At 69.8% G+C, this 25267-nt stretch carries 25 protein-coding genes; 20 read left to right on the forward strand and 5 right to left on the reverse strand.

What is annotated here, in order from left to right:
- Positions 1-364 precede the first annotated feature (364 nt).
- From TX83_RS19920 to TX83_RS19980, 13 genes are all read left to right on the forward strand, one after another.
- On the forward strand, positions 365-2485 hold the full coding sequence (locus TX83_RS19920) for a prolyl oligopeptidase family serine peptidase (RefSeq protein WP_261370215.1): 2121 nt from the start codon (positions 365-367) through the stop codon (positions 2483-2485).
- 76 nt (positions 2486-2561) lie between these two features.
- Positions 2562-4709 (forward strand): S9 family peptidase, encoded by a 2148-nt coding sequence (locus tag TX83_RS19925; protein WP_186442664.1) that lies wholly within the window; start codon positions 2562-2564, stop codon positions 4707-4709.
- Between the two features lie 143 nt (positions 4710-4852).
- Positions 4853-5305 carry a YbaN family protein gene (locus tag TX83_RS19930; protein WP_079248353.1) on the forward strand — a complete coding sequence of 151 codons (453 nt, stop codon included), beginning with the start codon at positions 4853-4855 and terminating at the stop codon, positions 5303-5305.
- A 136-nt stretch (positions 5306-5441) separates the two neighbouring features.
- The gene (gene lptM / locus TX83_RS19935; RefSeq protein WP_064749731.1) at positions 5442-5777 is read left to right on the forward strand and encodes an LPS translocon maturation chaperone LptM; all 336 of its coding nucleotides are present in this window, start codon (positions 5442-5444) and stop codon (positions 5775-5777) included.
- Positions 5770-6630 carry a diaminopimelate epimerase gene (gene dapF, locus TX83_RS19940; RefSeq protein ID WP_064749732.1) on the forward strand — a complete coding sequence of 287 codons (861 nt, stop codon included), beginning with the start codon at positions 5770-5772 and terminating at the stop codon, positions 6628-6630. The genes lptM and dapF overlap by 8 nt, the downstream gene beginning before the upstream one ends.
- Positions 6627-7313, forward strand: coding sequence for a DUF484 family protein (locus TX83_RS19945; protein ID WP_064749733.1), 687 nt, complete (start codon positions 6627-6629; stop codon positions 7311-7313). The genes dapF and TX83_RS19945 overlap by 4 nt, the downstream gene beginning before the upstream one ends.
- 102 nt (positions 7314-7415) lie before the next feature.
- The gene (locus tag TX83_RS19950; RefSeq protein WP_064749734.1) at positions 7416-7886 is read left to right on the forward strand and encodes a hypothetical protein; all 471 of its coding nucleotides are present in this window, start codon (positions 7416-7418) and stop codon (positions 7884-7886) included.
- 145 nt (positions 7887-8031) lie between these two features.
- On the forward strand, positions 8032-8871 hold the full coding sequence (gene xerC, locus TX83_RS19955) for a tyrosine recombinase XerC (protein ID WP_428992582.1): 840 nt from the start codon (positions 8032-8034) through the stop codon (positions 8869-8871).
- Between the two features lie 176 nt (positions 8872-9047).
- The gene (locus TX83_RS19960; RefSeq protein WP_141233597.1) at positions 9048-9599 is read left to right on the forward strand and encodes a hypothetical protein; all 552 of its coding nucleotides are present in this window, start codon (positions 9048-9050) and stop codon (positions 9597-9599) included.
- Positions 9600-9691: 92 nt separating this feature from the next.
- The gene (gene hslV, locus TX83_RS19965; protein ID WP_064749737.1) at positions 9692-10243 is read left to right on the forward strand and encodes an ATP-dependent protease subunit HslV; all 552 of its coding nucleotides are present in this window, start codon (positions 9692-9694) and stop codon (positions 10241-10243) included.
- A 106-nt stretch (positions 10244-10349) separates the two neighbouring features.
- A complete protein-coding gene (gene hslU / locus TX83_RS19970; protein ID WP_425605932.1) occupies positions 10350-11723 on the forward strand; it encodes an ATP-dependent protease ATPase subunit HslU in 1374 nt (457 codons plus the stop codon).
- A gap of 178 nt (positions 11724-11901) precedes the next feature.
- Entirely contained in the window at positions 11902-13230 is a 1329-nt protein-coding gene (locus tag TX83_RS19975; RefSeq protein ID WP_064749738.1) for a DoxX-like family protein, read from the forward strand.
- A gap of 3 nt (positions 13231-13233) precedes the next feature.
- Entirely contained in the window at positions 13234-13707 is a 474-nt protein-coding gene (locus tag TX83_RS19980; protein ID WP_064749739.1) for a DUF2269 family protein, read from the forward strand.
- A 131-nt stretch (positions 13708-13838) separates the two neighbouring features.
- Here the strand turns inward: TX83_RS19980 and TX83_RS19985 are convergent, their stop codons facing one another.
- The 3 genes from TX83_RS19985 to TX83_RS19995 form a co-directional block, all read right to left on the reverse strand.
- Positions 13839-14315 (reverse strand): GNAT family N-acetyltransferase, encoded by a 477-nt coding sequence (locus TX83_RS19985; RefSeq protein WP_064749740.1) that lies wholly within the window; start codon positions 14313-14315, stop codon positions 13839-13841.
- 86 nt (positions 14316-14401) lie between these two features.
- Positions 14402-15631: a hypothetical protein gene (locus TX83_RS19990; protein ID WP_064749741.1), complete on the reverse strand. Its 1230-nt coding sequence runs from the start codon at positions 15629-15631 to the stop codon at positions 14402-14404.
- A 33-nt stretch (positions 15632-15664) separates the two neighbouring features.
- The gene (locus TX83_RS19995) at positions 15665-16120 is read right to left on the reverse strand and encodes a nucleoside deaminase (RefSeq protein ID WP_064749754.1); all 456 of its coding nucleotides are present in this window, start codon (positions 16118-16120) and stop codon (positions 15665-15667) included.
- 140 nt (positions 16121-16260) lie between these two features.
- On the opposite strand from TX83_RS19995, the gene TX83_RS20000 reads away from it, so the two are divergent.
- The gene (locus TX83_RS20000) at positions 16261-17136 is read left to right on the forward strand and encodes a DUF417 family protein (RefSeq protein ID WP_064749742.1); all 876 of its coding nucleotides are present in this window, start codon (positions 16261-16263) and stop codon (positions 17134-17136) included.
- On the opposite strand, the gene TX83_RS20005 is transcribed toward TX83_RS20000, so the two are convergent.
- Positions 17133-17609, reverse strand: coding sequence for a GNAT family N-acetyltransferase (locus tag TX83_RS20005; protein WP_064749743.1), 477 nt, complete (start codon positions 17607-17609; stop codon positions 17133-17135). The two genes, TX83_RS20000 and TX83_RS20005, sit on opposite strands and share 4 nt — an antisense overlap.
- 190 nt (positions 17610-17799) lie before the next feature.
- Here TX83_RS20005 and ubiE point away from each other — a divergent pair, with 190 nt between their 5' ends.
- Complete coding sequence (gene ubiE / locus TX83_RS20010; RefSeq protein ID WP_064749744.1) at positions 17800-18561, forward strand: bifunctional demethylmenaquinone methyltransferase/2-methoxy-6-polyprenyl-1,4-benzoquinol methylase UbiE; 762 nt, start codon at positions 17800-17802, stop codon at positions 18559-18561.
- A 163-nt stretch (positions 18562-18724) separates the two neighbouring features.
- Here ubiE and TX83_RS20015 read toward each other — a convergent pair whose 3' ends face one another.
- Positions 18725-19468: an SDR family oxidoreductase gene (locus tag TX83_RS20015; RefSeq protein WP_064749745.1), complete on the reverse strand. Its 744-nt coding sequence runs from the start codon at positions 19466-19468 to the stop codon at positions 18725-18727.
- A gap of 360 nt (positions 19469-19828) precedes the next feature.
- Here TX83_RS20015 and TX83_RS20020 point away from each other — a divergent pair, with 360 nt between their 5' ends.
- From TX83_RS20020 to TX83_RS20040, 5 genes are all read left to right on the forward strand, one after another.
- Positions 19829-21784 carry a M1 family metallopeptidase gene (locus TX83_RS20020; RefSeq protein ID WP_064749746.1) on the forward strand — a complete coding sequence of 652 codons (1956 nt, stop codon included), beginning with the start codon at positions 19829-19831 and terminating at the stop codon, positions 21782-21784.
- Between the two features lie 21 nt (positions 21785-21805).
- The gene (locus tag TX83_RS20025; RefSeq protein WP_064749747.1) at positions 21806-22783 is read left to right on the forward strand and encodes an alpha/beta fold hydrolase; all 978 of its coding nucleotides are present in this window, start codon (positions 21806-21808) and stop codon (positions 22781-22783) included.
- Positions 22780-23511, forward strand: coding sequence for a hypothetical protein (locus TX83_RS20030; RefSeq protein WP_064749748.1), 732 nt, complete (start codon positions 22780-22782; stop codon positions 23509-23511). Before TX83_RS20025 ends, TX83_RS20030 begins: the two co-directional genes overlap by 4 nt.
- A gap of 336 nt (positions 23512-23847) precedes the next feature.
- Positions 23848-24468, forward strand: coding sequence for a GH25 family lysozyme (locus TX83_RS20035; RefSeq protein ID WP_222423798.1), 621 nt, complete (start codon positions 23848-23850; stop codon positions 24466-24468).
- A 117-nt stretch (positions 24469-24585) separates the two neighbouring features.
- A complete protein-coding gene (locus TX83_RS20040) occupies positions 24586-25065 on the forward strand; it encodes a GNAT family N-acetyltransferase (protein ID WP_064749750.1) in 480 nt (159 codons plus the stop codon).
- Positions 25066-25267: the final 202 nt, after the last annotated feature.

The following is a 25267-nucleotide window of genomic DNA, read 5'->3' on the forward strand; positions in this document are numbered from 1 at the left end:
GGCCGGGCTGCGCCGGCGCCGCCGCGGCGCAGTCCAGGCCCGCCGCCGCGCCCGCGGGCCGGCCGGGGTCCGGGCCTGGCCGCGGGTCGCCTGAATCGCCGATTCCGGGCCGGTTCGCCCGGATGGGTCCGCCCGCGCGGCCCGACGCACCCGTCTTCCTCCTCCTCGCTCTCTTGTTCGAGCCCTTGCGGCCCGCGTCTGCGGGCCGTTTTTTTGTCCGCGATCCGGCCCCGGCGCGGCGTCGGCCGCGGCCCGGCAACGCGCCAGACTGGGCAAGTCCCTACGTGACCTTGGACAGGGCAGAGGCCCGGGCGGCCTGTGCTAGCGTGGCGGCCTTCCTTTGTCCGGAGCCGTCATGTCCACGATGTCGCAGACCTGCCAGTCGTTGTTGTTCGCAGCGGGTCTCGCCGCCGCAACGGCCTCCGGCGCCGCCCACGCCAAGGAGTCCGCCGTGACCAGCCCCACCGCCGCCGATCCCCACGCCTGGCTCGAAGACGTCGACGGCCAGCGCTCGCTCGACTGGGTGCGCGCCCGCAACGCCAAGACCGAAGGCGAACTGGCCGCAAGCCCGCAGTTCAAGCAGCTCGAAGGGCAGATCCGCGCGATCCTCGACTCCGACGCCAAGATTCCCGGCGTGCAGAAGATCGGCGAGCACTACTACAACTTCTGGAAGGACGCGCAGCACCAGCGCGGCCTGTGGCGCCGCACGACCCTGGCCGAGTACCGCAAGGACCAGCCGCAGTGGGAGACGGTGATCGATCTGGACGCGCTCAACCGCGAAGAGGGCGAGCAGTGGGTCTGGCACGGCGCCGAGTGCCTGCGGCCGGACTACCGCCGCTGCCTGATCGCGCTGTCGCGCGGCGGCTCCGACGCCGACGTCACCCGCGAGTTCGACCTGGTCGACAAGGCCTGGGTCAAGGACGGTTTCTACCGTCCCGAGGCCAAGGGCAGCCTGAGCTGGATCGACCAGGACCATGTCTACGTCGCCACCGATTTCGGCCCCGGCTCGATGACCACCTCCGGCTATGCGCGCACGGTCAAACTGTGGAAGCGCGGCACGCCCATGGCCTCGGCTGCGCTGGTGTACGAAGGCCGCGACAGCGACATGATGATCGGCGCCTACCGCGACCACACCCCGGGCTTCGAACGCGACTTCGTCCAACGCACGCTGGCGTTCTACAACGATGAGCTGTACCTGCGCGGCGCCGACGGCAAGCTCAGCAAGATCGACCTGCCGAACTCGGCCAACAAGTACGCGCACCGCGAGTGGCTGATCGCCGAGCTGCGCGAGCCCTACGAAGCCGGCGGCAAGCGCTACAAGGCCGGCAGCCTGATCGCCGCGCGCTTCGACGACTTCCAGGCCGGCAAGCGCGAGTTCGTCAGCCTGTTCGAGCCGACCGACGCCACGTCGCTGGCCGGCGCGACCTGGACCCGCAACCACCTGGTGCTCAACGTCCTCGACGACGTCAAATACAAGCTCAGCGTGCTGACGCCGGGCGCGGGCGAGTGGACGCGCAGCGAGTTCGTCGGCGCGCCCACGTTCGGCACGATCATGGTCGGCGCGGTCGACGCCGACGAAAGCGACGCGGTCTGGCTCAGCGCCAGCGACTACCTGACGCCGAGCACGCTGGCTTTGGCCGACTACGGCAAGCAGCCGGAAACGCTCAAGACCATGCCGGCCTTCTTCGACGCGTCCAAGAGCGTGATCGAGCAGCACTTCGCCAAGAGCGAGGACGGCACCCGCGTGCCGTACTTCCTGGTCCGGCCGAAGGACCTGGCCTACGACGGCAAGGCGCCGACCATCCTGTACGGCTACGGCGGCTTCGAGATCTCGCTGACCCCGAACTACTCCGGCAGCATCGGCAAGGGCTGGCTGGAGAAGGGCGGCGTGTACGCGGTCGCCAACATCCGCGGCGGCGGCGAGTACGGCCCGCGCTGGCACCAGGCCGCGCTCAAGGCCAACCGGCACAAGGCCTACGAGGACTTCGCCGCGGTCGGCCGCGATCTGATCGCGCGCAAGATCACCAGCACTCCGCACCTGGGCGTGCAGGGCGGCAGCAACGGCGGTCTGCTCACCGGCAACATGCTGACCCAGTACCCGGACCTGTTCGGCGCGGTGGTGATCCAGGTGCCGCTGCTGGACATGAAGCGCTACAGCCACCTGCTGGCCGGCGCCTCGTGGATGGCCGAGTACGGCGACCCGGACAGCGCCGACTGGTCGTTCATCCGGACCTTCTCGCCCTACCACCTGTTCGACCCCAAGCGCAGCTACCCGCCGGTGCTGTTCACCACCTCGACCAAGGACGACCGCGTGCATCCGGGCCATGCCCGCAAGATGGCGGCGAAGATGCTCGAGGCCGGCAAGGACGTGCGCTACTACGAGAACATCGAAGGCGGCCACGGCGGCGCGGCCAACAACGCCCAGGCCGCGCACATGAACGCGCTGGCCTACACCTTCCTGTGGGAGCAACTGTCGCAGAAGTGACCGCAGTCGCCGCCGCGGCGCGCGCCGCGGCGGCGCGGCGACTCGCGCCATTGCGTCTTTCGCGCCCGGACCCCATATGAAACCGACCCTGTTCACGCTTGCGGCCACGCTCCTGATGACCACCACCCTTTCCGCCACCGCCGCCGGTCTGCCGGCCCCGCCCGACGCGGCCAAGAAGCCGTTCACGGTCAAGGCGCCGCACGGCGCCCAGCGCGGCGACGAGTACTACTGGCTGCGCGACGACAAGCGCAAGAACCCGGAGATGCTGGCCTATCTCAATGCCGAGAACGCCTACGTCGACGCTTACATGAAGCCGCTCAAGCCGGTCGAGGACGCGCTGTACGGCGAGATCGTCGGCCGGATCAAGCAGGACGACAGCTCGGTGCCGTACCGCGAACGCGGCTACTGGTACTACAGCCGCTTCGAGACCGGCCAGGACTATCCGATCCACGCCCGCCGCAAGGGCAGCATGGAGGCCGCCGAGGAGATCCTGCTCGACGTCAACCTGATGGCCAAGGACAAGGGCTACTTCAGCGTCGGCGACTACGCGGTGACCCAGGACAACCAGATCCTGGCCTGGGCCGACGACGCGGTCGGCCGCCGCCAGTACACCGTGCGCTTCAAGAACCTCGCCACCGGCGAGATCTACCCCGACGTCATCGAAGGCGTATCGCCGAACCTGGTCTGGGCCGACGACAACAAGACCCTGTTCTACGTCGAGAACGACCCCGAGACCCTGCTCACCGTACGGGTCAAGAAGCACGTGCTCGGCACCCCGGCGACCAGCGACATCGTGGTCTACGAGGAAAAGGACGACAGCTTCTACATGGGCATCGACCGCAGCCGCGACGACGCCTACATCTGCATCAGCGTGCACAGCACGGTGTCCAGCGAGTTTCGCTGCGCGCCGGCGGCCGACCCGAAGGAATTCTTCGTCCTGGCCCCGCGCGAGCGCGACGTCGAGTACGACGCCGATCATCTGGGCGGCCGCTGGGTGATCCGCACCAATGCGCCCGGCGCCGACGGCAAGCCGGCGCCGAACTTCAAGCTGGTCACTGCCGCCGACGGCGCACGTTCGCGCAAGGAGTGGCAGGACTGGGTCGCGCACCGCGACGACGTGTTCATCGAAGGCTTCGAACTGTTCGACGGCTTCACCGCGATCGCCGAGCGCTCCAACGCGCTCGAGCGCCTGCGCCTGCTCGACCGCGACGGCAAGGAGGAGTTCGTCAAGGCCGACGAGCCGGCGTTCTCGATGGGCCTGTCGACCAACTCCGAGCACGATACGGAGTGGCTGCGCTACACCTACACCTCGATGACCACGCCGGCCACGACCTACGAGCTCAACACCCGGACCGGCGAGCGCAAGCTGCTCAAGCGCCAGCCGGTGATCGGCTACGATCCCGAGCAGTACGTCACCGAGCGCTTCTGGGCGACCGCCCGCGACGGGGTCAAGATCCCGGTGTCGCTGGTGTACAAGAAGGGCTTCGAGAAGAACGGCCGGGCGGCGATGCTGCAGTACGCCTACGGCAGCTACGGCTCCTCGACCGATCCGGGCTTCAACAACGCGGTGGTCAGCCTGCTCGACCGCGGCATGGTCTACGCCATCGCCCACATCCGCGGCGGCCAGGAGCTGGGCCGCAAGTGGTACGACGACGGCAAGCTGTTCCGCAAGAAGAACACCTTCACCGACTTCGTCGACGTCACCGAGCAACTGGTCGAGGCCGGCTACGCCGCGCCGGACCGGGTCGCGGCCTACGGCGGCAGCGCCGGCGGCCTGCTGATGGGCGCGATCGCCAACATGGCGCCGGACCGCTACCGCGCGATCCTGTCGCAGGTGCCGTTCGTCGACGTGGTCACCACCATGCTCGACCCGAGCATTCCGCTGACCACCAACGAATACGACGAGTGGGGCAACCCGGAAAAGAAGGACTACTACGACTACATGCTGTCGTACTCGCCTTACGACAACCTGAAGGCGCAGGACTACCCGGCGATGTTCGTCGGCACCGGCCTGTGGGACTCGCAGGTGCAGTACTGGGAACCGGCCAAGTACGTGGCGCGCCTGCGCGACCTGGACACCGGCAAGCAGCCGGTGCTGTTCCGCACCAACATGGAAGCCGGCCACGGCGGCAAGTCGGGCCGTTTCCGCCGCTTCCGCGAGCAGGCCGAGATGTACGCCTTCATGCTCGACCAACTGCAGGTCGGCGGCCCGGCGGCGCGTTGAGCGCCGCTCCGGCGATGCCACGACGCCCGGCCCCGCGGCCGGGCGTCGGCGTTTACGGGCCGCGCCGACGTAGCGCAAGGCTTGAAACCGCGCCGCATCCGCGCCATGTGATCCTCTCCCGTCGCCGACCGCATACTGTCCGCATGCCCTTGCCGCCGCCCTCCGCTGAGCCCAAGCCCGAGTCCGGGGCCGGCCGGGCGCGCGACGTGCCGGTCGCGCCGGCGCGGCGGCGCTGGCGCTGGGCCTGGTGGCTGCTGGCCTACGCGAGCCTGGGCCTGGGCATCGTCGGCATCGTCGTGCCGGGCTTGCCGACCGTGCCCTTCGTGCTGCTGTCCGCGTTCGCCGCCGCGCGCGGCTCGCAGCGGCTGCACGCGCGGCTGCACGCCGACCCGCGCTTCGGGCCGATGATCCGCGACTGGGAGGCCTATGGCGCGGTCGGCCGCCGGGCCAAGCGGCTGGCGACGACGATGATGGCGGTGTGCGCGGTCATCATGTTCCTGACCGCGCCCCAATGGTGGATGGCCGCGACCGGCACGGCAATCATGACCGTCGTCGCGATCTGGCTGTGGCGGCGCCCGGAGCCGCCCCCGCGTTGAGCCGCCCAGCGCTGCAGGCAGCGACATGGGTCACAGTGCGCCGCGGCCGCCGCAGCTGAACCCGCGCAACCGGCTGGTCCTGCAGCCGGAGCGGATGGGTTCGTTTCCGTCGTTTCTGCGGGCTACACTTCGGCTCATGAATGCACGCCTCGCTACGCCGTTCCTCCTGTCCGCGCTGACCCTGTCCCTGACCGCCTGCGGCAACAAGGGCCCGCTGGTCCTGCCGACCCAGCCCGCGCCGCAGGAAGCGCCGCCGACCAAGCCCGGCGAAGTGCCGGTGACGATTTCCAACGCCAACGACCCGCCGGTCGCGACCGATTCCAAGGCGCGCAGCTCGGTGCCGTCGCTGCCGCCGATCGATCAGGCCTTGCCGCCGCCGAAGACCGATGCCGACAAGGCCGACGCCGACCCGGCGCCGACTTCCGACAAGCCGGCCGAGCCGGTGCCCGGCGACGGACAAGGCGATGGCTAAGCCGACCGCGACCGCGAGCGGGCCGTTGCGCTTCAGCAAGATGCACGGCGCCGGCAACGATTTCGTCGTGCTCGACCTGCGCGGCGGCGAGCCCGCTCCGGACGCGGACCTGTGCCGCGCCCTGGCCGACCGCCACTTCGGCATCGGCTGCGACCAGATCCTGACCGTCGAAGCGCCGCTCAGCGAGGGCGCGGTGGCGTCCTATCGGATCTGGAACGCCGACGGCTCCGGCTCGCAGCAATGCGGCAACGGCGCGCGCTGCATCGCCGCCTGGCTGGTCCGCGACGGCGCCGCCGGCAGCGGCGCGTTCGCCGTCGACAGCCCGTCCGGCCGCCATGCGGTGGAGCCGCTCGGCGAGGGCCGCTTCCGCATCGACATGGGTTACCCCGATTTCGAGCCCGCGCGGATCCCGCTGCGCGGCTACGACGCGCCGCTGGACCAATACGTGGTCGACATCCACGACACCGTGATCGGCTTCGGCGCGGTGTCGATGGGCAATCCGCACGCGGTGATCGAGATCGACGATGTCGACGCCGCGCCGGTGGAAAGCATCGGGCCGCTGCTGCAATCGACCTCGGCCTTGCCGGAGTCGGCCAACGTTGGCTTCGCCCAGGTGGTCGCGCGCGACCGCATCCGCCTGCGCGTGTACGAGCGCGGCGTCGGCGAGACCCTGGCCTGCGGCAGCGGCGCCTGCGCCGCGGCCGCGGTGCTGATGCGGCGCGGCCGCGTCGACCGCGACGTCGCGGTGGAACTGCCCGGCGGCGAATTGCGCATCGCCTGGAGCGGCGACGATACGCCGCTGTCGATGGCCGGCCCGGCGGCATTCGTGTTCGAAGGAGAGTGGAATCGATGAGCGACAGGTTCGCCGACAAGCCCGCCGACGCGCTCGGCGCGCACGAAGTGGCCAACTGGCTGCGCCGGCACCCGCGTTTCCTGCAGCAGTTTCCCGATCTGGCGATGAGCCTGGTGGTGCCGCGCGAAGAAGGTTCGGCCTCGTCGCTGGCGAGCTACCAACTGGAAGTGTTGCGCGACAAGAACCGCGAGCTGTCGCGGCGCCTGCAGGAGCTGTTCGGCAACGCCCAGGAGAACGAACGCCTGGCGGTGCGCACCCACCAGCTGACCCTGGCCCTGCTGCGCCAGGACAGCGCCGCCGATACGCTGCGGGCGATGGCCGCCAGCCTGGCGGAGGACTTCAACGGCGACTTGGTGCGGCTGGTGATCTTCAAGCCGGTCGAGGGCTTGAGCGACAGCGATTGGCTGCAACAGGTCGACGAAACCGACCCGCGCCTGCAGCCGTTCCGCGACGCCCTGGCCAGCGGCGAGCCGCTGTGCGGCCGGTTGCAGCCGGAGAAGCATGCGCTGCTGTACGGCGACCGCGCCGGCGACGTGCAATCCACCGCGCTGCTGCCGTTGCCCGGCACCGGCCTGATCGCGGTCGGCAGCCGCGACGCCAACCGCTTCTTCCCCGGCATGGGCACGTTGTTCCTGCGCATGATGGGTGAGTCGTTGGCGGTGGCGCTGAAGCGCTTCGGGTGAACCCCGGCGGCGACCGGTCGCGCTGACGGACGAGGGGTTCGGACCCTGTCATCAGACCCGGCCCAGCGAGCGGCATCGTACTGGGAGCAGCGCAAGCGCGAGATGCGTGCGTTCTGGGACGAGCGCCGGATCGAAGCGGCGCAGCGCTGCGATCGCCTGGTCGAAGAGTACGAGCGCGCCGTGGCGGCCGGGGACGAGGAACGGGCAGAGCTGCTGATCGACGTCGCCCTGTGGGAGGAATCCTCGCCGGGACGGGCGGCCTTGCAACGCCTGTTGGTATCGTCCGGACAGACGCGGCACCAGGCCATCGTGCGCAGCCTGCAGCTCGACGCCCACGCGTCCAACGTGCCGTTCCTGCGCCGCGCGTTCGACGAAGGCCTGCCGCGCATGCGGGAGTGCAGCTGCTCCGAGCCCGGCGCGATCGCCAAGTGGTTCGGTCATGCCTTCGCCGATATCGGCACGCCCGAGGCGATCGCCGCATTGCGGCACTACGCGCTTTCGCATCCGGAGCCGGACGTGCGCGAGGAGATGCGCTATCGGCTGGGCAAGCTGAATCGCGAGCCCGATCGCTGACGGCGCGGCGCCGGCTGCGCTCGACATCGGCCGGGTCCGGTCGCAAGATGCGGCCGACGACGGCGTCCGCCGTCGTGGAGCGCCCGCCAACGTGTCCGTCGCCGCCGTCGAAGCCTTTCTCGCCCATCTGCAAGTCGAGAAGCGCATGTCCGCGCACACCCTGGACGCCTACCGCCGCGACCTGGACGCGCTGAGCCAGTGGAGCGAACGCCAGCGCGGCGATGGCGACGTGCTGGCGCTGCAGGCCGAGGACTTGCGCGGCTTCATCGCCGCCGAGCATCGCCGCGGCCTGACTCCGAAAAGCCTGCAACGGCGCCTGTCGGCCTGCCGCAGTTTCTACGGCTGGCAAGTCAAGCAAGGCGCGCTGGCGGCCAGCCCGGCGGCGGCGATACGCGCGCCCAAGGCACCGCGCAAACTGCCGCAAGTGCTGGACCCGGACGAAGCCAAGGCCCTGGTCGAAGTGCCGACCGATGCGCCGCTGGGTTTGCGCGACCGCGCCTTGCTGGAGCTGTTCTATTCCTCGGGCATCCGGCTCAGCGAGTTGTGCGCGCTGCGTTGGCGCGACCTCGATCTCGGCGACGGTTTGGTCACGGTGCTGGGCAAGGGCAGCAAGCAGCGCAGCGTGCCGTTGGGCTCGTACGCTGCGGCCGCGCTGCGCGAATGGCGCGCCTCGACCGGCGCCGGCAACGAAGCGCCGGTGTTTCCAGGCCGCGGCGGCGGCCCGATCACGCCGCGCGCGATCCAGTTGCGGATCCGTCAATTGGCGCAACGCCAGGGCTTGTTCAAGCGCGTGCATCCGCACTTGCTGCGGCATTCCTTCGCCAGCCACATCCTCGAATCCTCCGGCGACCTGCGCGGCGTGCAGGAATTGCTGGGCCATGCCGACATCGCCACCACCCAGATCTACACCCATCTGGACTACCAGCATCTGGCCAAGGTCTACGACGCGGCGCATCCGCGGGCCAAGCGCAAGAGCGAAGACTGAGCGCAGGGGCGTGGGAGGCCGCCGGGCAAGGCTCGGCTTTCGTTCGCTACGCGTTCCTGCGCGCTGTTTTTCGCAGCAACTGTGCAAGCGTGACCGCGTCGTCACTATCGGCGAGCGGGACGCGGGCGGCGGGAACTAATATCTCGCACCTCTCGGGCAAACCAAGGAACGGTGCGATGCAAACGATATTGGCGGTAGTGCTGGCGATGGGTGCGGCGGCGAACGCACCGGCGACGAGCGCGCCGGCGGCGAAGCAGACGCCAGCGCGGGAAAGCTACGGCCTGGCCGGCGGCCGGGACCGGGTCGGCTGCGTCATGACCCACCGCAAGATCAAACGGTTTCCAGTGGCGGTGAGCATCCTCAGCCCGGGGCCGGCGTACGAAGAGTCGCCGCCGCTGCGCGGACAGGTCGTGTCGGCGCTGTCCGAGCCGTGCGAACAGTTGGAGAACGCCAGCGTGGAGCCCGACGAGCCGGCGGCGAAAGCCTATGCCGTGCGCCTGGACAAGACGCCGTCCGAAGAGGACAGCTACTGGACGGGCATGATCGCGTTCGACGGCGCGGCGCCTGCGTCCCTGCGCACGTGCGGCAGCCGCGAAGGCATTCATTTCACCGCCTGGAAGGGCAAGCCGCTGCGCAGTGCGCGCCTGTGGCACGCCTACTACTACCTCGATTACGAAGCCGAACCCGACGCCGAAACCCGGTGCCGTCAGCGCGACTACGCCGAGTGAACGCGGTCCGGGAGCGGCGCGGCCGCTCCCGGCTCGGGGCTTGAACCGGCCGGGGCCAGCCCCACTTCGGGAGAGTTATCCCGGAGCCCGCCATGGACCCCAGCCAAAATCCCCACGTTTTCCACGCCACCACGATCGTGTCGGTCCGTCGCGACGGCCATGTCGCCGTTGCCGGCGACGGCCAGGTCACGCTCGGCCACACGGTGATGAAGGGCAATGCGCGCAAAGTGCGCCGCCTCGGCCGCGACGGCCAGGTCCTCGCCGGTTTCGCCGGTGCCGCCGCCGACGCTTTTACCCTGTTCGAACTGTTCGAAGCCAAGCTCGAGAAGCACGGCCAACTGACCCGCGCCGCGGTCGAGCTGGCCAAGGATTGGCGCACCGAGCGCCGCCTGGGCAAGCTCGAAGCCCTGCTCGCGGTCGCCGACAAGGAAACTTCGCTGATCATCAGCGGCACCGGCGACGTGATCGAGCCTGAAGACGGCATCATCGCGATCGGCTCCGGCGGCATGTACGCCCTGTCCGCCGCCCGCGCGCTGCTCGCCCACACCCGGCTCGACGCCCGCACCATCGCCACCGAAGCCATCGGCATCGCCGGCGACGTGTGCATTTATACGAATCGCAACGTGGTGGTCGAGGAGCTTTGAGCCGGGATCGGGCATTCGGGATTCGGGATTCGCAAAGCGTCTTCCGCCCAATGCCGTCCGCTCGCTCCTCCAATCCCGAATCCCCAATCCCGAATCCCGTACAAAAATGAAACCCGACAACTCCCACGCCACCATGACCCCGCGCGAGATCGTGCAGGAGCTGGATCGTCATATCGTCGGCCAGCATTCGGCCAAGCGCGCGGTCGCGATCGCGCTGCGCAACCGTTGGCGCCGCATGCAGCTCGCCGACGATCTGCGCAACGAGGTCATGCCCAAGAACATCCTCATGATCGGTCCGACCGGCGTGGGCAAGACCGAGATCGCGCGGCGTCTGGCGACGTTGGCCAACGCGCCGTTCGTCAAGGTCGAAGCCACCCGTTTCACCGAAGTCGGTTACGTCGGCAAGGACGTCGAGCAGATCGTGCGCGATCTCGCCGATACGGCGGTGAAGCTGTATCGCGAGCAGGCCAAGGCGCGCATGCGCACCCAGGCCGAGGACCGCTCCGAGGACCGCATCCTCGACGCGCTGCTGCCCAAGCGCGTGCCGGGCGGCTTCGGCTTCGGTTCGGAAACTCCCGCGCAGGACACCAGCGCGCCGGACAGCGACACCCGCGCCAAACTGCGCAAGCAGCTGCGCGCCGGCGAGCTGGACCATCGCGAGATCGAGATCGAAACCGCGGTCAATGTCGGTGTCGACATCATGGCGCCGCCGGGCATGGAGGAAATGGGCCAGCAGCTGCGCCAGATGTTCTCCCAGGTCGCCGGCGGCAAGACCCACAAGAAGCATTTGACGATCAAGGCCGCGCGTCCGCAGTTGATCGAAGAGGAAGCGGCCAAGCTGGTCAACGAAGACGAGATCCGCCAGGCCGCGATCGAGGCCTGCGAGCAGCACGGCATCGTGTTCATCGACGAGATCGACAAGGTCGCCAAGCGCAGCGAAGCCGGCGCGGTCGGCGGCGATGTCAGCCGCGAAGGCGTGCAGCGCGACTTGCTGCCGCTGGTGGAAGGCTCCACCGTCAGCACCAAGTACGGTCCGGTCAAGACCGATCACATCCTGTTCATCGCGTCCGGCGCGTTCCATCTGGCCAAGCCCAGCGACCTGATTCCGGAGTTGCAGGGCCGCTTTCCGATCCGGGTCGAACTGGGCGCGTTGAGCAAGGACGATTTCGTCCGCATCCTGACCGAGCCCAAGGCGGCGCTGACCACGCAATACGTGGAGCTGCTGAAGACCGAGGGCGTCGAGCTGAAGTTCAGCGCCGAGGCGGTGGACCGCCTCGCCGAGATCGCCGCGCAGGTCAACGAGCGCCAGGAAAACATCGGCGCGCGCCGTTTGCACACCGTGCTGGAGCGGCTGCTCGATACGTTGAGCTATGAGGCGCCGGACCGCGACGGCCAGGCGGTGACGATCGACCGCGCCTATGTCGACCTGCACCTGGGCGAGTTGGTGCAGGATCCGGATCTGAGCCGCTACATCCTGTAAGGCGGGCGGCGGCCCTCACCCCGACCCCTCTCCCGCTGGCGGGAGAGGGGGTTTAGCGCGTGGTCTCACCACCGCAACCGCTCCCTCTCCCGCTGGCGGGAGAGGGCTGGGGTGAGGCCAAGCGAGAGGTCTTTCCGACCGTCCCCGCGACCCGAGCGCTCTGCTACCGTGTCGCCCCATGGACGAACCCGCTTCCGACCGCGCGCCACGGACCGACGCGACTGCGCCGAAAACCGTACTCGTCATCGGCGCCAACGGCTTTCTCGCCGGCTATCTGATCGCCGCCCTGCGCCGTCACGGCTGGCGGGTGCTGCGCGGCATCCGCGATACGCCCCGCGCGCTGCGCGAGGACGAACGTCGCGCCGACCTGGCGCGCATGACCTCGCCGCAGGACTGGCGCGAGACCTTGCGCGGCGTCGATGCGGTGGTCAACGCCGCCGGCATCCTGCGCGAAACCGGCGTCCAGACCTTCCAGGCCATCCACGTCGACGGCCCGCTCGCGGCGGCCCAGGCCTGCGTCGACCTGGGGGTGCCGCGCTTCGTCCAACTGTCCGCGCTCGGCGAGCCGGCCGACGGGGAATTCATCGCTTCCAAGCACCGTTTCGACGATGCGCTGCTGCGACTGCCCTTGACTGCGGTGGCGTTGCGTCCGTCGGTGGTCTATGCCGCGTCCGGCTCGTATGGCGGCACGTCGCTGTTGCGCGCGCTGGCCGCGTTTCCCGGCCGGCAACTGCTGCCCGGCGACGGGCGCTGGCCCTTGCAGCCGGTCGCGGCCGAGGACCTGGGCGAAATCGCCGCGCGCGCCGCCGGGGGAACCCAGCACGGCGTTTACGACGTCGGCGGGCCACAGCCCTTGAGCCTGCGCGAGTACCAGGCGACCTGGCGACGCTGGCTGCGCATCGAAGGCCACGGCGCAGTCGCTTTCCCCGAGTCGCTGGTGAGCCTGCAGGTCGCGATCGGCGAACGGCTGGGCCGTGGCCCGGTCGGCGAAACCATGTGGCGCATGCTCCGTCGCGGCAACGTCGCCCGGCCGGACGCGCACGCACGCTTGCAGGCCGACTTCGGCCATGCGCCGGCGGCCCTGGCCGAAGCGCTGGCGACAACGCCGAGCCAGGTCCAGGATCGTTGGCAGGCGCAGCTGTATTTTCTCGCCCCGATGCTGCGCGTCGCCGTCGTCGCGTTGTGGCTGATCTCGGCCGCCGCCGGCTGGCTGACGCCGGCGGCGACGATCGAGGCCATGGTCGCCGACTCGCCCTTGCAGCATTGGCAGCCGGTGGCGCTGGCGCGGGTCGCCGCCGGCCTGGACGCGATCCTGGGGCTGGCGTTGTTGCTGGGCTGGCGGCCGCGACTGGTGTTGGGACTGATGGGGCTCAGCGTGCTCGCCTACACCGCGGCGTTCGGCGCGCTGTTGCCGGGGCAATGGCTGGATCCGCTGGGCGGCCTGGCCAAGAATCTGGTGCTGCTGCCGGCGCTGGCGGTGGCCTGGGTGTTGGCGGACCGGAGATAGACGATGGCGTACCTGTGGGTGAAGTGGATTCACATCCTGTCCTCGACGCTGTTGTTCGGCACCGGCCTGGGCATCGCCTTCTTTTTCTGGATCGCGCACCGCCGCGGCGATCCCAAGGTCATCGCCGAGACCGCGCGCACCGTGGTCATCGCCGACGCCTGCTTCACCGCGCCGGCGGTGCTGGTGCAGTTCGGCACCGGCGTGTGGCTGGCGCTGCACCTGGGCATTCCGTGGTCGCTGTTCTGGCTCAAGACCGCGCTGATCCTGTTCTTCGTGGTCGGCGCCTGCTGGCTGCCGGTGCTGTGGCTGCAGGCCCGCGCGCGCCGGCTGGCGGCGCAGGCCGCGGCCGCGAACGCGCCGCTGCCGGCGAGCTATCGCCGCACGATGGTCTGGTGGTTCTGGCTGGGCTGGCCGGCGTTCCTGAGCGTGATCGCGGTCTTCTGGCTGATGGTGGTCAAGCCAACCGCAGCGATGTAGCTCCGCCGGTCTAGCCGAAGTCAGGAACCTCAAGCGCTAAAGCGCAGAACATCGCACTCGCCGCGCCATCGGTCGTACCCGCGCAGCCCTCCCGCATCTGAGTCGGCGCCAAGCGCCTCACCCTCTACCGCTCACCCCCGAGCCCGCCGCTGCAAAATCACCCCTACCGCCGGAAACTCGTCGCTCCCCGCCAAGCGCCCGGGTCGCCGCTCGATCTCTACGAAGCCTTCCGAGCGGTACAGCGCGATCGCCGGCTCGTTGCCTTGCAAGGCCTGGGTCGAGATCACCGGGCCGGAGCAGGCGATGGCGTGACGCAGCAGTGCGCGGCCCACGCCCTGGCGGTAGCTGTCGGGGTCCACGTACAGCCAGTTGAGCGACTTGGGCTGGAAAGCGACGAAGCCGCGCACCACGCCTTCGACTTCGGCCACGTCGAGGCGGCCGTCGAACAGGCCCTCGCTGTGCGCGGTGCGGGCCAGGCTGCGGAACGCCGCGACGTCGGCGCAGCGTTGCAGTTCGTCGAGCCGGGCGCGGTCGTGGATGTGGCACAGGCGCGGCCAGTCGCTGAGCTGGTAGGCGCGGATCGACAACGGGACGGGAACGGCGACCATGTGTTGCGATTCTGCGCTTGCGCACCGGGCTTGCCCAGTGACGCAAGCGAGCGCGCGGACCGGCCAGCGTCCGCGCCCGGCGCGGTTCACATGTTCGCCGGTACGCGCCGGATCAGGCATACGGCTTCGCGCGCGCCGCCGGGGCGGGGACGGTAGATGCCGACGTAATCGCGCGATGGCGTGCCTGCGCTCGCCAGCGCGACATAGGTCGTCCCGTCGTAGCGGAACGGCAGTGCGGTGGTGTAGCGGGTGCGGAAGAACTCGTCGCCACCGGCGATGCCGGGCAGCGGCGCCGGCACCGATTGCGTCGGGGGACGGCGATCGCTCCACTCCGGATGGCGCAGATCGTCGCACTGCGACAGGGCCGGGCGCGCGGCGTCCCACTGGCAGGGAACCGCGTGGATCGCATTCGTGCCGTCGGCGGCGATGAAGCTCTCGGCCGAGGCGCCGGACAGCACCAGCATCGGCGCGTAGTACCAGCCGCCCTGGCCGTCGCTGGCGCTGGAATAGACGCGGTCGATGCGACCGTCGTTGTCGAAATCGAATTCGTCCACGCGGGCGCCGCCGTAGGCGAAGTCCAGCCCGTCGGGCAGAACGGCGTCGGCCTGGCGGTCGCCGGCGTTGAGCCGCTGGATCGGGCCGGGCGACGGTCGCCGGCCGAAGGCGTCGAACGCCGACCACGAGGCGGCCAGTTCGCGCTCGACTTCGGCGCAGACCGGGCCGCGGTCGAGCAGCCGTTCCAGGCTGCCCGGCCCCGGGCCGGGCGCGTCCGGCGGATACTCGATCGTATCGACCGGCAGCGAGCTCAGCGTCTGGTCGGGGCCGGACCAGCCCGCGCAACCGTCCGGCTTGCTGCAGTCGTAGACGATCTCGCCTTCGAGCCGATAGCTCCACGGCGCCGATGCGGTCTCGCAGCGTTCGCGCACGCTGTGCCCGCCGATCAGCTTGCGCCCGTCGACCCACATCGAAAAACGCGTGGCGGCGTCGGCGTTGCACGATCCGAGCAGCGGTCCGGATTCCTGCTGCAGGCGCACGCGCAGCGTGCGTCCGCTGGCGAAGCGGCATTCGCCGGTCTGGCCCGCAGCCAGGGCCAGGCTGCGCGGCCGGTCGAGGTCGCCGGCGGCGAAGCGTTCCACCTGCGCTTGCGCGCAGCCGCCGCGGGCGGGCAGTTCGGTGCGGACCAGAGTGGCCTTGGCGCCGTCGTCGGCCTGAAGGCAGATCAGCGCGACTTCGGCGGTGCGGCCGCAGGCCGGGGCCTGCGCGGCGGCCGGCGCGGCGGCCAGCGCCAGCAGGGGCCATAGAGCGGTGGGATGCATGGAAACTCCTTTTCCGTTGCGGACGGCGAGGGCTCAGTCCTCGCCGATGTCCTCGTTCCAGACCTCGGGGTTCGCGGCGATGTAGCCGCCGAGCAGATCGATGCATTCCGGGTCGGCCAGATCGATCACGTTGACGCCGGCTTCGCGCAGCCAGTCGACGCCGCCCTGGAAGTTGACCGATTCGCCGACCACCACGGTGCCGATGTTGAACTGCCGCACCAGGCCGCTGCAGTACCAGCACGGCGCCAGGGTGGTAACCATTATGGTGTCGCGGTAGCGGCGTTGGCGGCCGGCCTTGCGGAAGGCGTCGGTCTCGCCGTGCACCGAGGGGTCGCCTTCCTGGATGCGGCGGTTGTGGCCGCAGCCGAGCAGGCGGCCGTCGTTGTGGTACAGCGCCGCGCCGATCGGAATGCCGCCCTCGGCCAGGCCTTGGCGGGCTTCGGCGACGGCGGTGGCGAGCAGAGCGCGGTAGTCGGGGGTGGCGATCATGCGGAACTCCTGTGCGTATCGCTGCGCAGTCTGGCGCGCCGCCGCGCCCGGGTCGAGGGCCGGCGAACCCTTTTGCGCCATAGCGGCCTCTTTACCGGGGTGCGCGCCATTTGCGCGGCGCGGAGCGGAGCGAAACGACGATGCAGTGTGCGATTCAACGCGCGCCGGCGGCGCGCGTGTGGGGACTGTCGGCCCGGGCCCTGGGCCTGACGATGCTGTGGTTCGGCGCGATGGGCGCTTTCGATTTCGACGTCCGTGCGCTGGCCGGCCGCTTGAGCGGCGCGGGCCTGCCGGCGTTGGCCGACGATGCCGCGTGGCTGAGCCCGGCGCTGGGCGCGCTGCAGGCGATGATCGGCGCGGTCTTGCTGATCGCACGGCCGGGCCGTTGGCGTCGCGACGCAGCGCTTGCGGCGAGCGCGTTCTGGGCCGCCGGCCTGCTCGGGCTGGCGAGCCCGGCGGCCTGGATCCACGAGCCGCCGTACGCCGGCTTCCCGGTGATCGGTTCGGGCCAGACCTTGCTCAAGCACGTGGGGCTCGCCGGCCTCGCCCTGGGCGTGTTCGCGCACGAGCGCGGCTGCGCGCACGGCCGCAGCCGCGCGCTGTGGCTGCTGTGGGCCGGGCAGTTGCTGGTGCTGGTCTGGATCGGGCTGATGAAGTTCACCCAGGTCGAGGCCGAAGGCGTGGCCGGGCTGATGCGCAGCAGCCCCTTGTTCGCCTGGCTGTACGGGCCGTTGAGCGTGCAGGGCGCGTCGAACCTGATCGGCGCGATCGAGCTGCTGATCGCGGCGGCCATCGCCGCATGGCCGTGGTGGCCGCGGGTGGCGGACTGGGGCCTGCGGGCCGCGATCGCGACGTATCTGCTGACCCTGAGCTTCCTGTTCACCTTGCCGGGCTGGCAGCCCGGCTACGGTTTTCCCTTCGTCGGCGGCACCGGCCAGTTCCTGCTCAAGGATCTGCTGCTGTTGCTGGGCGCCGCGGCGTTGCTGCGCGCTGCGGCCGATCGGCGTCGCGCCTAGGCCGCACCGCGGCCGCGGCGCAGCAGGTCGATGTGCGCGATGCCGTCCTCGACATAAGGCTCCGACGCAGGCTCGAAGCCATAGCGGCCGTAGTAGGCCTGCAAATGTGCCTGTGCGCCGATCTGGATGTCGGCGCCGGGCCAGCGGCGTTCGATTTCGATCAGCGCCGCTTCCAGCATCGGCCCGCCCAGGCCCAGGCCGCGGAAGTCCGCCGCGGTCAGCACCCGGCCGAAGCTGACCTGGGGATAGCTGAGTCCGGCCGGAAGGATCCGCAGGTACGCGGCCAGGCGGCCGTCGGCCGCGCGCCCCATCAGGTGCAAGGCTTCGGGATGGCGGTCCTTGCCGTCGGGGTCGAGGTAGACGCAGTTCTGCTCGATCACGAACACCTGCGCGCGCAGGTTCAGCAACTCGTAGAGTTCGTCCAGGCTCAGGTCGGCATAGCGCTTGGCTTGCCAGGTCACGGTGGCGATCATGACCGCATCATGCCAAAGCCGGGACGCACCGGAGCGGAGCGGGGCGGTTCGTTCGGGAATGAGACGGTTTCGCCCCGCGGGCCACGGCGCCGATGGCGCCCGCGGCTGCGACGATGCGCGCCAGGGCGCCGGCCCGGACCCGCCCGCCGCCGCCAGGCCCCGGCGCGGCCAGCGTGCGATAATCGCCGCCATGAACGAATCCAAGCCCCAGCCCGACACCACCCACTTCGGCTTCCGCGACGTGCCGCGCGAGCAGAAGCGCAAGCTGGTGGGGGAAGTGTTCTCCTCGGTCGCCGGCAGCTACGACCTGATGAACGACCTGATGAGCCTCGGCATCCATCGGGTCTGGAAGCGCTATTTCACCGCCACCGCGCAGGTGCGCCGCGGCGACCGCGTGCTCGATCTGGCTGGCGGCACCGGCGACATCGCCGCCCTGCTGCGCGACCGGGTCGGCGACCGCGGCATGATCGTGCTCGGCGACATCAACCAGGACATGCTGCGGGTCGGCCGCGACCGCATGACCGACCGCGGCCGCGTGTCCGGTTTCGAGTACGTGCAATGCAACGCCGAATCGCTGCCGTTCCCGGACGCCAGCTTCGACCTGGTCACCATCGCCTTCGGCCTGCGCAATGTCACCGACAAGGACGCGGCGCTGCGCGAGATGCTGCGCGTGCTCAAGGTCGGCGGCCAGGCGCGGGTGCTGGAGTTTTCGGAAGTGACCGCGCAGTGGTTCAAGCCGATCTACGACTTCCACTCCTTCAACGTGCTGCCGCGCCTGGGCAAGCTGTTCGCCAACGACAGCGAGAGCTACCGCTATCTGGCCGAGAGCATCCGCAAGCACCCGCCGCAGGGCGAGCTGAAGCGGATGATGAGCGAGGCCGGTTTCGCCCGGGTCGACTACAAGAACCTGTCGGCCGGGATCTGCGCGATCCACACCGGCTACAAGGCCTGAGGCTCGCCGGCGCGGTCTGCGCCGTACGCCGGAACGAAGAACGCCGGGACGCTCGTCCCGGCGTTTTTCGTTGTACGGCCGCAGGTGCGTTGCCAGGACGCGGGCAAGGCACAGGTCGCTCCCTGCGCCCGGTGAGTGTTCGCCGCGACGCAGGCTCCGAGCCTCAGGCCGAGAATCCGCCGTCGACCGACAACTGCGTGCCGGTCACGAACGCGCCGCCCGGGCCGGCCAGATAGGCCACCGCCGCGGCGATGTCGTCAGCCTGGCCGTACTCGCCCAGCGGCAGGCCGGCGCGCTGGTGGTCGGCGCCTTCGCCGTCGGCGGGGTTCATGTCGGTGTCGATCGGGCCCGGCTGCACCGTGTTGACGGTGATGCCGCGCTTGCCCAGGTCCTGCGCCAGGCCCTTGCTCAGGCCGACCACTGCGGCCTTGCTCAGCGAGTACAGGGCCATGCCCGGCGCGCCGACGCGCTCGCCCAGGCAGCTGCCGATGGTGATGATGCGGCCGCCGCGCGGCAAATGCTGGGAGGCGGCCTGCGCGGCCACGAACGGCGCGCGCACGTGGATCGCCATGACCCGCTCGTAGTTCTCCAGCGATTCCGCTTCGAACGGCCCGTAGGCGAACACGCCGGCGTTGTTGACCACGATGTCGAGCCGGCCCAGCTCGGCCACGGTGCGCTCGACCGTGGCGGTCACCGCCGCCGCGTCGGCGCTGTCGGCGGCGATGGCCACGGCGCGGCGGCCGCCGGCGCGGATCTGCGCGGCCACGTCCTCGGCGCGTTGGGCCGAGCTGACGTAGGTCAGCGCCACGTCGGCGCCGTCGGCGGCCAGGCGGCGCGCGATCGCCGCGCCGATGCCGCGGCTGGCGCCGGTGACCAGAGCTACTTTGCCTGCAAGGGGAAGGCTCATGTCTGAAGTTCCGAATAATGGAAGTAGGGCGTCCAGGCTAGCGGCATCGCCGCGGCTTGGGCAGACGGGAATTTTGGGACGATGCGTACCGCGCAGCCGCACGACCGCTTCGGCCCTCGTCGTAGCGCGACCGGCATCGCGATTCGGCGCCGCCGGCCGGGAGCCGCCCGCGTGTCGGCCGTCAGCCCCTCGGCTGCCGTGGCCGGCAGCGTGCGGCCGCGGCGGACGGCCGCGTTCGGCCATCCGATCCTACGTCCGGCCCGGACTCCATCCGCACCCCGCGCAGCGGCCAACATGCACAAGCCCCGCTCCGGGGCGAGGCGCTACACTCGGCGCTTCACCCGCAGCCGTGGTCCGTTCATGCGTTCTTCGATCCTCACCGTCTGTCTCGTCGCGGCCCTCAGCGCCGCCGCCGGTTGTTCGCGCGAAAGTGCGGCGCCCGCCACCGATCCGTCCCAGACCGCCGCACCGGAGGCCAAAGTGAGCGACACCGCCGTTGCCGCGGCCGACCGCGACGAGCATTCCTACGCCCAGCCCGACCTGGTCCGCATCGACGACCTCGCCTTGTCGCTGGCGGTGGATTTCGCCGCCAAGACCCTGACCGGCAGCGCCACCTACACCCTCGACTGGACCGATCCGAAGGCCAAGCAGCTGGTGCTCGACACCCGCGATCTGAAGATCGCGAAAGTGGTCGGCGAGCGCGCCGACGGCCAGTGGGGCGATCTGAGCTTCAGTCTGGCCCCGGCCGACAAGACCCTGGGCAGCAAGCTCACCATCGAAGCGCCGGAGCGCAACAAGCGCATCCGGGTCAGCTACGCGACCTCGCCGAACGCCTCCGGCCTGCAGTGGCTGGAGCCGTCGATGACCGAGGGCAAGAAGACGCCCTTCATGTTCAGCCAGTCGCAGCAGATCCATGCGCGCTCGTGGGTGCCGCTGCAGGACACGCCGAGCGTGCGCTTCACCTACACCGCCCAGGTCACCGCGCCCAAGGACGCGATGGTGCTGATGAGCGCCGACAACGACCCTAAGGCGGCGCGCGACGGCGACTACAGCTTCAAGATGCCGCAGAAGATCCCGTCCTATCTGCTCGCGATCGCGGCCGGCGACCTGGTGTTCCAGCCGATCTCCGCGCGCGCCGGCGTCTGGGCCGAGCCGGCGATGGTCAAGAAGGCCGCGACCGAGTTCGCCGACACCGAAAAGATGATGGAGACCACCGAGAAGCTGTACGGTCCCTATCGCTGGGAGCGTTACGACATCCTGGTCCTGCCGCCCTCGTTCCCGTACGGCGGCATGGAAAACCCGCGCCTGACCTTCGCCACCCCGACCGTGATCGTCGGCGACAAGTCGCTGGTGTCGCTGGTCGCGCACGAGCTGGCGCACAGCTGGTCGGGCAACCTGGTCACCTTCTCCAGCAGCAAGGACGGCTGGCTCAACGAAGGCTTCACCAGCTACGTCGAGAACCGCATCGTCGAAGCGCTGTACGGCAAGGAGCGTTCCGACATGGAGAACGTGATCGGCCGCAACGAGCTGGCCGCCGAGTTCAAGACCATCGATCCCAAGCTGCAGGCGCTGGCGCTCAAGCCCGGCACCCTGAAGGACCCGGACGAGGCCAGCAGCGCCACCGTCTACACCAAGGGCGCCTGGTTCCTGCAGTTCCTCGAGCAGCGTTACGGCCGCGAGGTGTTCGATCCCTTCCTGCGCGGTTACTTCGACCACTTCGCGTTCCAGAGCATCCCGACCACCCAGTTCGTCGAGTACGCCAAGGCCAACCTGCTCGCCAAGCACCCGGGCAAGGTCAGCGAGGCCGAGCTGGAGGAGTGGATCTACGGCCCTGGTATCCCGAAGTCGGCGCCGGCCACGGCGTCGCCGCGTTTCGACGCGGTCGACGCCGCGCGCAAGAGCTGGCTCGACGCCGGCAAGCTGCCCGACGCCGCGCTGACGGCGAAGTGGAGCACCCAGGAATGGGTGCACTTCATCGAAGGCATGCCGGAAAAGCTCAGCGTCGATCAGCTCAAGGCGCTGGACGCGGCCTACGCGTTCACCGGTACGCCGAACGGCGAAATCGCCCAGCGCTGGTACCCGTTGGCGGTGCGCAGCGGCTACCACGAGGCCGACCCGGCGATCTCCGCCTTCCTGCAGAAGATCGGCCGGCGCAAGCTGATCATGCCGACTTACGGCGAACTGGTGAAAACCCCGGAAGGCCTGAAGCTGGCCGAAGAGACTTTCGCCAAGGCCAGGCCGGGCTATCATCCGATCACCACCGGTTCGGTCGAGGCGACCATCGCCAAGGCCAAGAACCCGGCCGCGGCGCAGTAAGCCGCGCCGCCGCGCACGCCCATGCGCCTGCGTCGAACGCTCAAGACGGCCGCCCTGGTGGCGGCCGTTTTGCTGGGCGCGCTGGCGTGGTGGCTGTGGCGCGATCCCTACCGAGTCGTGCTGGCCGACTACGCGCGCCAGCGCGCCGTCGCCGGCCTGACCCGCAACGCCGCCCAGGTCGGCGACCATCGCTGGGTCTACGCCTATAACGACGAGGCGCCGCCGGGCGCGCCGACCGTGGTCATGGTCCACGGCTTCACCGGCAGCAAGGAAAACTGGTATCCGCTGGCGCAGCGCCTGCGCGGCCGCTACCGGCTGTTCGCGCCGGACCTGCCGGGCTGGGGCGAAAGCGAGCGCAAGGCCGGCGCCGACTACGGCTTCCTGGCCCAGAGCGAACGCGTCGCACGCTTCATCCAACAGGTCGCGCACCAGCCCGGCAGCGAGCTCGTGCTGCTCGGCCATTCGATGGGCGGCGGCATCGTCGCACTGAGCGCGGCGCGGCATCCGCAGGACGTGGACCGGGTCGGCCTGTTCGACGCCGCCGGGGTGCGTTTCCAGGACAACGCCTTCGGCCTGGCGGTGCTGCGCGGGCGCAATCCGTTCGCGGTCTTCGATGCGGCCTCGCTGCGGCGCTACCTCGACATCGTGTTCTACGACGATGCCGCCAAGCCCTACATTCCCTGGCCGGCGAGCCGGATCTACATCGACCGGCGCAAGCGCGACGCGGCGTTCGAGCAAGCGGTGCTGGACAAGATCGGCCGCGGCGAGGAACGCTTCCTGCCCGGCAGCCAGGCCGCACGCATCCGCCAGCCGGTCTTGCTGCTATGGTGCCGGCAGGATGCGGTGATCGACCCCAGCGCGCTGGAGCTGTACGCGGCGCAGCTGCCGCAGGCGCAGCGGGCGTTGCTGGACGGCTGCGGGCACATGTCGATCGTCGAGCGTCCCGCCGCCGCCGCCGATGCCGTCAACCGATTGATAGCCAAGGGTCAAGCACGATGACACCGCGCCACGCCACGTTCCTGCTCGCCGCCGCGATGCTGCTCGCCGGCTGCGAGAAACCCGATCCGAAGATCGCCGAAGCGGCCAAGGCCGCGCAGCGCGAACAGGAGGCCGCGGTCGAAGCCAAGAACTTCGACGCCGCCTACGGCCAGCAGAACTGGGAAATGGCTTCGGCCTACGGCGAGATCGTCACCTCGCGTTATGCCGGTACGCCGACCGCCGACCGCATCGCCGCGCAGTACGAGGAGGCCAAGACCAAGGCCAAGCAGATGCGCGAACAGCGTCGGGTCGAGTCGCTGTGGTCGTACATGAGCACGCCGGTGAAGACCGCCAAGGGCAAGGCCGGCACCCAGCTCTCGGCGTCGATCTACGCCAAGGCGAACGTGGAGACCGACGGCGGCGTGCCGCGCCCGGTGCAGCTGATCTTCCGCGATCACCCCGATTGGGGTCGCAGCGCCTACCTGATGCTGCAGACCGGCGACTTCAATTGCTACGGCGGCTGCAAGCTCAAGGTCGTCGCCGACGGCAAGCCCAAGACCCTGCCCGGCAGCCGGCCCAAGACCGACGAGGCCATCGCCATGTTCATCGAGGACGAGCGCGGCTTGTGGCGCATCGCCGGCGCCGCCAAGGAACTGAGCATCGAGTTCCCGGTCAAGGCCGGCGGTACGCGCACGGCGAGCTTCGAAGTCGGCGGTTTGAAGCCGGAGAAGATGCCGGGCTGGAAGTGAGGGCGTAACGACCGTCGATTCGTTTCGACGCTATTGCCAGGGATGAGCGAATGGTTTTCGCATCGAAAGCTTGCGACCGTAACGGTCGCTCCATTGGTTGCGGCGTTGGCATTGCGTTGGCGGCGAAACTGGGCTGATGCATGGCCAGTCTTCGTGCCGTGCCGATAGCGGCGAGCGCGGACGCGCGAATCCAGGCGGCGAAGCCGCCTGTGGGTTGCGGGCCGCCCGATGAATAATGCCCGGAGGTGGCTGGTCGGGACGGCCGCAATCGGGCTGCTGATCGGTGCCGTTTTCGTTTCGGCGCGGTGGTGGTTCCTGCATTGGCAGCCCGATCGAATGCGTTACCCGCTGCGCGGCCTCGATGTCTCGCATCATCAGGGCATCGTCGATTGGCCGGCCGTGGCGCGGGACGATGTCGCTTTCGTATATCTGAAGGCCAGCGAAGGCGGCGATCATCGCGACCGTCGCTACGCCGACAACGAACGCGGCGCGCGGGCGGCCGGGATCGCGGTCGGCGCCTATCACTTCTTCACCTTCTGTCGCAGCGGCGCCGAGCAGGCGGCGAATTTCCTCGCCGCGGCGCCAGCGCGCGGCGATGCGCTGGCGCCGGCGGTGGACCTGGAGTTCGGCGGCAACCGCGGCCGGCGGCCCGACGCTGCGGCGATGCGCGCCGAGCTGGACGCGTTCCTGGCGCCGGTCGAAGCGGCGTACGCCAAGCCCGCCTTGCTGTACGTGACGCCGGAGTTCTTCGAGGCTTATCGCGCCGCGCTGCCGGCGCGGCCGTTGTGGCGGCGTTCGATCCTGCGCGCGCCGGAGGCGTCGGCGGCGTGGACGTTGTGGCAGTACCACAACCGGGGCCGGGTCGCAGGCATCGACGGACCGGTGGATCTGAACGTGCACGTCGGCGATGCCGCGGCGTTCGCCGCCTGGCGCGCGCAATCGGGCGTCGCGCGCTGAGCGAACTGTGACCGGCGCGCGGGAGCGGGGCAGGGCGGTCGTTATGATCGAAGCCATGAACGCCGTTTCCGATTCGAAGATTGCGTTGCGCTCGCGTCGCGCCGATGCGGAGCGCGCATGAGCCGCGGCGGGGTGCCGGTACAGGTCGAGCTGCTGGCCGCGCATCGCTCGGCGGTCCCGGTCTTGCAGCGCATGTTCGAAAGCGAATGGCCGGACTATTACGGCGGCGACGGTCCGGGCGACGCGGCCGCGGACTTGGCCTCGTTCTGCCGCGACGATGCGCTGCCGCTGGGCGTGGTGGCCTTGCTCGGCGGCGAGGCGGTCGGCGTGGCCGCACTCAAGGACGCTTCGATCGATGCCTATCCGCAATTCTCGCCCTGGGCGGCGGCGGCTTGCGTTGCCTCGGGCTGGCGCGGCCGCGGCATCGGTGCGCAGCTGATCGTCGCCCTGGAAGCGCAGGCGATGTGCCTGGGGCATCGCGCGATCTACACCGGCACCGCGACCGCCGGCAGCCTGATGCGGCGCCTGGGCTGGGAGTATCTGGACACCACTCCGCAGCACGGCGTGCCGGTGGCGGTGTTCCGCAAACGCCTGTAGCGCAGGTGGCGAACCCCGGGGCGTTGCTTCGGTTGAGGGCTTCCTGGCCGGGGTTCTACGCGGTTTCGTCGCGGCTACCAGGGCCCGCGACGACCTCCGGGGTAGGCGCGACGCGAGTCGCGGCCGTGATGCCGCAGATGGCGTCGTTGTTGCGGGGCGTGGTCGCGACTTGCGTCGCACCTGCCCTCAAAGCGGGGGGGGG

This window comes from Lysobacter antibioticus HS124 (assembly GCF_000336385.2).
GTDB classification, from domain to species: Bacteria; Pseudomonadota; Gammaproteobacteria; order Xanthomonadales; family Xanthomonadaceae; genus Lysobacter; species Lysobacter firmicutimachus.

What these genes read in the sequence shown, in the direction of transcription:
- TX83_RS19920 (WP_261370215.1), top strand. Translation starts at nt 365, where the DNA reads ATGTCGCAGACCTGCCAGTCGTTGTTGTTCGCAGCGGGTCTCGCCGCC.
- TX83_RS19925 (WP_186442664.1), top strand. Translation starts at nt 2,562, where the DNA reads ATGAAACCGACCCTGTTCACGCTTGCGGCCACGCTCCTGATGACCACC.
- TX83_RS19930 (WP_079248353.1), top strand. Translation starts at nt 4,853, where the DNA reads ATGCCCTTGCCGCCGCCCTCCGCTGAGCCCAAGCCCGAGTCCGGGGCC.
- lptM (WP_064749731.1), top strand. Translation starts at nt 5,442, where the DNA reads ATGAATGCACGCCTCGCTACGCCGTTCCTCCTGTCCGCGCTGACCCTG.
- dapF (WP_064749732.1), top strand. Translation starts at nt 5,770, where the DNA reads ATGGCTAAGCCGACCGCGACCGCGAGCGGGCCGTTGCGCTTCAGCAAG.
- TX83_RS19945 (WP_064749733.1), top strand. Translation starts at nt 6,627, where the DNA reads ATGAGCGACAGGTTCGCCGACAAGCCCGCCGACGCGCTCGGCGCGCAC.
- TX83_RS19950 (WP_064749734.1), top strand. Translation starts at nt 7,416, where the DNA reads ATGCGTGCGTTCTGGGACGAGCGCCGGATCGAAGCGGCGCAGCGCTGC.
- xerC (WP_428992582.1), top strand. Translation starts at nt 8,032, where the DNA reads ATGTCCGCGCACACCCTGGACGCCTACCGCCGCGACCTGGACGCGCTG.
- TX83_RS19960 (WP_141233597.1), top strand. Translation starts at nt 9,048, where the DNA reads ATGCAAACGATATTGGCGGTAGTGCTGGCGATGGGTGCGGCGGCGAAC.
- hslV (WP_064749737.1), top strand. Translation starts at nt 9,692, where the DNA reads ATGGACCCCAGCCAAAATCCCCACGTTTTCCACGCCACCACGATCGTG.
- hslU (WP_425605932.1), top strand. Translation starts at nt 10,350, where the DNA reads ATGAAACCCGACAACTCCCACGCCACCATGACCCCGCGCGAGATCGTG.
- TX83_RS19975 (WP_064749738.1), top strand. Translation starts at nt 11,902, where the DNA reads ATGGACGAACCCGCTTCCGACCGCGCGCCACGGACCGACGCGACTGCG.
- TX83_RS19980 (WP_064749739.1), top strand. Translation starts at nt 13,234, where the DNA reads ATGGCGTACCTGTGGGTGAAGTGGATTCACATCCTGTCCTCGACGCTG.
- TX83_RS19985 (WP_064749740.1), bottom strand. Translation starts at nt 14,315, where the DNA reads ATGGTCGCCGTTCCCGTCCCGTTGTCGATCCGCGCCTACCAGCTCAGC.
- TX83_RS19990 (WP_064749741.1), bottom strand. Translation starts at nt 15,631, where the DNA reads ATGCATCCCACCGCTCTATGGCCCCTGCTGGCGCTGGCCGCCGCGCCG.
- TX83_RS19995 (WP_064749754.1), bottom strand. Translation starts at nt 16,120, where the DNA reads ATGATCGCCACCCCCGACTACCGCGCTCTGCTCGCCACCGCCGTCGCC.
- TX83_RS20000 (WP_064749742.1), top strand. Translation starts at nt 16,261, where the DNA reads ATGCAGTGTGCGATTCAACGCGCGCCGGCGGCGCGCGTGTGGGGACTG.
- TX83_RS20005 (WP_064749743.1), bottom strand. Translation starts at nt 17,609, where the DNA reads ATGATCGCCACCGTGACCTGGCAAGCCAAGCGCTATGCCGACCTGAGC.
- ubiE (WP_064749744.1), top strand. Translation starts at nt 17,800, where the DNA reads ATGAACGAATCCAAGCCCCAGCCCGACACCACCCACTTCGGCTTCCGC.
- TX83_RS20015 (WP_064749745.1), bottom strand. Translation starts at nt 19,468, where the DNA reads ATGAGCCTTCCCCTTGCAGGCAAAGTAGCTCTGGTCACCGGCGCCAGC.
- TX83_RS20020 (WP_064749746.1), top strand. Translation starts at nt 19,829, where the DNA reads ATGCGTTCTTCGATCCTCACCGTCTGTCTCGTCGCGGCCCTCAGCGCC.
- TX83_RS20025 (WP_064749747.1), top strand. Translation starts at nt 21,806, where the DNA reads ATGCGCCTGCGTCGAACGCTCAAGACGGCCGCCCTGGTGGCGGCCGTT.
- TX83_RS20030 (WP_064749748.1), top strand. Translation starts at nt 22,780, where the DNA reads ATGACACCGCGCCACGCCACGTTCCTGCTCGCCGCCGCGATGCTGCTC.
- TX83_RS20035 (WP_222423798.1), top strand. Translation starts at nt 23,848, where the DNA reads ATGCGTTACCCGCTGCGCGGCCTCGATGTCTCGCATCATCAGGGCATC.
- TX83_RS20040 (WP_064749750.1), top strand. Translation starts at nt 24,586, where the DNA reads ATGAGCCGCGGCGGGGTGCCGGTACAGGTCGAGCTGCTGGCCGCGCAT.